The organism is Parendozoicomonas sp. Alg238-R29, from assembly GCF_947331445.1.
In the GTDB taxonomy this organism is placed as follows: Bacteria; Pseudomonadota; Gammaproteobacteria; order Pseudomonadales; family Endozoicomonadaceae; genus Sansalvadorimonas.
In genome coordinates this window covers 1-3,570 of record NZ_CAMZOG010000161.1, presented here as the reverse complement: position 1 = coordinate 3,570, position 3,570 = coordinate 1, and the positions used below count along the sequence as shown (strand labels likewise).

The window sequence follows — 3,570 nt, the reverse complement described above, 5'->3', positions numbered from 1 at the left end:
TTGTGAACAGAGCCCCTATTTGGTTGTTTGTTTACAGGGAAGGCTGATGGGCTTGAAAAGACTCACTTGAACTTTCGTTTTCTAAACCGTCGGGTGTCGGCTTTGACTGATGATCCTCCTCTGGCTGACTTTGTGAGCTCTGTTGGTTTAATTCCAAAGAGTGGAGCGTTTCTCTTCGGGGGCTGTTTTCTGAATATCCATACGCAGAGGGTTTTCTTCTCACCCTGCGGTGACTTTGGTTGAGAGTTGGGAGGGCTAGGTTCTGGACTCTGTTAGGTGGGGTGCTACTGGAAGATGAATAGGAGGATATATTGATGCTGGTTTGCTGAGAGGAATCCTCTGAGGAGTTTGAGGCGGTATCCAGAAGCTCTGAGATGAAATCATTAACATCCTGGCCGTCTGGTGTTGGGAGATCTCTTTGGGTGTCTGGTGTTGGGAGATCTCTTTGGGTGTCTGGTGTGCTGGATTTATGGAATCCGACTATAGCTTCTTCAAATGTTTGTGGTGGGGAATAGGGTGTATTGGGGAGCGTTCCTTGAGACAGATGCAGAGAAAATGAGTTAGGTGATGGGGAGTGTGAACGGTTCAGCCCCATGAGTGCTGGTGGTGTTTCTGGAATAACATCGTATTCATCTTCAGTCATTACCGGGTCGGGCGCTATAACGGCTTTGAACTTTGGTGGGAGAGCTTCCGTCGTGAACTCCAGATATCGAGGTTTGTATCGTTTTATCCAGCCGGAGTCGTTTGATGTCTCTCTTCTATTATTTTCCCGATGGTCGGCCACTGGTGCTTTATCAATAATCGCGACAACTTCCAGTTTTTTTACCTTGGACTTATCAATCGGCTTTTCAGAATTAATATGAGAGGTAAAAGTTAAAACATGGGCTTCAGAGTACACCGCAGACACCAGAGGTTTAAGATCTCCACGCGTGGTTTGATAATAGGTGATATGGGTATAACCTTCTGCATTAATATAGAGGCGGATTGTGTTACTAAAAGGACGCCAGGAGGAGAAAGTAGAAAGCTGTGAGTTTTCAATCAACTTGTCCAGACAGTTAATAACCTTGGCCACTTTTTTTGACAAACTATTATGGCGTTCTCCTTCGGGGCAAATAACATCATCTTCAGATAATGAAGCACTATTGTCATCAATCAGGCAGGCCATATTTAAAACAGCTGTTTCGTGCTCTTGAATGACCAGTTCCGAGTAGTGAGCAGAAATATCACTTCGGAATCTCAGTGTAGTGATGCCATTGCATGTTGAGCACCCAACCTTTTTGAACTGTTCCTTTTTTAAAACTTTCCAGCAGCTATTGGCTTTGATGAGTTGGAGGGACAATACGCCTTTATCCTTCAGGCAGGGAAGTTCTTTCATCCAACTGCAGGTGGGGAAAGAGGGAAGCGGCGCTATGGATGTTTGTAGCGGTTCTGCCGAATCCTCAAGATTCGAATTCACCATATTCAGAACGAACCCTGGCCATGGCCATGGACTGGGCAGGTTGTTCTCCACCGGAGTTTTTTTTCCGGCTTGACTCTGCAAAGGAAGCGCTAGCCAAAAGCACAGCAGGATGAAAGAAAATACCCTGAACATGACCCTGCTAACCCCATCCGTGTATGCGTGTATGGGGTTAGCAGGGTAGTAGGAAGCGAGCCGAAGAGCGAAAAATATACACGTAGCCAATGTTCTTGAACTGAACGAAGCTGAAACCCGCCGTCATCTGATTGATTCCCAACTTATTGCCGCAGGTTGGGATGTGGGTGAAAATCTGGAAGACACCATGCAGGTGACCCAGGAAGAACTCGTGAAAGAGCAGCCCACCAAAACCGGTGATGGTTATGCCGACTATGTGTTCTGTGTGTTGTTAACCTCACCAGCCGGCAGATACGCTTCCTCGATATGCTGAAAAACCATATCCGTGACTACGGCACTATTGAAATGAGCAAACTGTTTGAGCAGCCGTTTACCCAGATTCACGGGCAGGGTATTACCGGTGTGTTCCCGGATACGACTCAGCTAATGGCGATTAAGCAGATAGTGGGATAGTGGGATAGTGGGATAGTGGGATAGTGGGATAGTGGGATAGTGGGATAGTCTGAACGTGCCGCTTGGAGCACAACCACAAAGTAGTACAGCCGACTGATGGCAGTGCTGTAGAGGTGACCTGAAGCTCTCATTAGATATATAGAAAATGACTGTTTTCTATATGCTTTATTCAAACATGTATAGGAAATATAGGTTTTCTATACATGTGTGCTAACGTGTATAGGAAATAATGATTTTCTATATATATCAGGAGTGACAATTGCTAGAAGCGACAGGGAAGCAGTTTCATCCCTCCAGCCTGCCTTTACCTCAGGAAGAGGAACTGGAAACCCGTAAAGTGCTCAAGAAGCTGGCCACTGCCCACAGGCATCTGGCTGAGCTGAAAGGTGTGGTTCGCTCCATCCCCAATGAAAATATCCTGATTAGCACACTCACCCTTCAGGAAGCCAAGGACAGTTCGGAGGTGGAAAACATTGTTACCACTCACGATGAACTGTTCCAGAACGATCTGTCGACTACAGCTTATAACCCTGCCGCCAAAGAAGTAAAAAGCTATGCCAGAGCGTTGAGTCTCGGGTTTGATATTGTTAGAAAAACTGATCTTCTGCGGCTTCAGGACATACTTGATGTCCAGAAAACACTGGAAGAAAACCGGGCAGGTTTGCGTAAGCTGCCGGGAACTGAATTAAAAAACATGTCCACCGGTAAAGTGGTGTATACACCACCACAAACCCCGGAAGAGGTGGAGTCGTTAATGGCAAATCTGGTGGCTTATATGAATGACCATGAGCTGTCAGACAATGATCCTCTGGTCAAAATGGCGGTCATCCACTTTCAGTTTGAAAGCATTCACCCTTTTTACGATGGCAATGGTCGTACTGGGCGCATCATCAATATCCTGTATCTGGTGGCCCAGCAACTACTGGATCTACCTGTACTCTACCTGAGCCGGTACATCATCAGGAATAAGGCAGAATATTATGAACGGTTGCAGGCGGTAAGAGACGAACATGACTGGGAAAACTGGGTTCTGTTTATGCTTGAGGCTGTAGCAGATACCTCGAAAGCTACGACAGCTCTGATCGAACACATTCAAAAGCAAATGCAGACGGTTAAGCACCGAATGCGTGACGAACTGCCAAAAATTTACAGCCAGGACTTGCTCAATAACATGTTCTGTCACCCCTATACCAAGATCGAATTTCTTGAGCGGGACTTGGGTGTAACCCGCCTGACAGCAACAAAATATCTGAACCAGCTATGCAGTAAAGGCTTTCTGGTTAAGCAAAAAATAGGTCGCAGCAATTACTATATTAATGAAGCGCTGGTCAGTCTGTTTGTCGAAATAGGCAGGTAGGGCGTTGCGTATTAAAAAGTGACGTATCTGATACGCAAACCGCTTAGTGTATCAGATATCATCCACAAGGTACTTTCTGCCAGTCTGCTCGTCAGGGCAATCTCATTTGGCCTGAAGCAATAAATCCATCGGTGCTTTCTGGCATTCTGAGCCCCCATGCTCAGGGTGC

Annotated in this window: 4 protein-coding genes; 3 read left to right on the top strand and 1 reads right to left on the bottom strand. The window is 46.3% G+C overall.

Annotated elements, in window-relative coordinates; genetic code table 11:
• Positions 1 to 31: 31 nt before the first annotated feature.
• A complete protein-coding gene (locus QMA35_RS21075; protein WP_281649108.1) occupies positions 32 to 1,375 on the bottom strand; it encodes a hypothetical protein in 1,344 nt (447 codons plus the stop codon).
• Positions 1,376 to 1,754: 379 nt separating this feature from the next.
• Here QMA35_RS21075 and QMA35_RS21070 point away from each other — a divergent pair, with 379 nt between their 5' ends.
• From QMA35_RS21070 to QMA35_RS21060, 3 genes are all read left to right on the top strand, one after another.
• The gene (locus QMA35_RS21070; RefSeq protein ID WP_281649107.1) at positions 1,755 to 1,904 is read left to right on the top strand and encodes a hypothetical protein; all 150 of its coding nucleotides are present in this window, start codon (positions 1,755 to 1,757) and stop codon (positions 1,902 to 1,904) included.
• Entirely contained in the window at positions 1,898 to 2,044 is a 147-nt protein-coding gene (locus tag QMA35_RS21065; RefSeq protein WP_281649106.1) for a type I restriction-modification enzyme R subunit C-terminal domain-containing protein, read from the top strand. Before QMA35_RS21070 ends, QMA35_RS21065 begins: the two co-directional genes overlap by 7 nt.
• 259 nt (positions 2,045 to 2,303) lie before the next feature.
• On the top strand, positions 2,304 to 3,401 hold the full coding sequence (locus QMA35_RS21060) for a Fic family protein (RefSeq protein WP_281649105.1): 1,098 nt from the start codon (positions 2,304 to 2,306) through the stop codon (positions 3,399 to 3,401).
• The last annotated feature ends 169 nt before the right edge of the window (positions 3,402 to 3,570 follow it).

What these genes read in the sequence shown, in the direction of transcription:
- QMA35_RS21075 (WP_281649108.1), bottom strand. Translation starts at nt 1,375, where the DNA reads ATGAAAGAACTTCCCTGCCTGAAGGATAAAGGCGTATTGTCCCTCCAA.
- QMA35_RS21065 (WP_281649106.1), top strand. Translation starts at nt 1,898, where the DNA reads ATGCTGAAAAACCATATCCGTGACTACGGCACTATTGAAATGAGCAAA.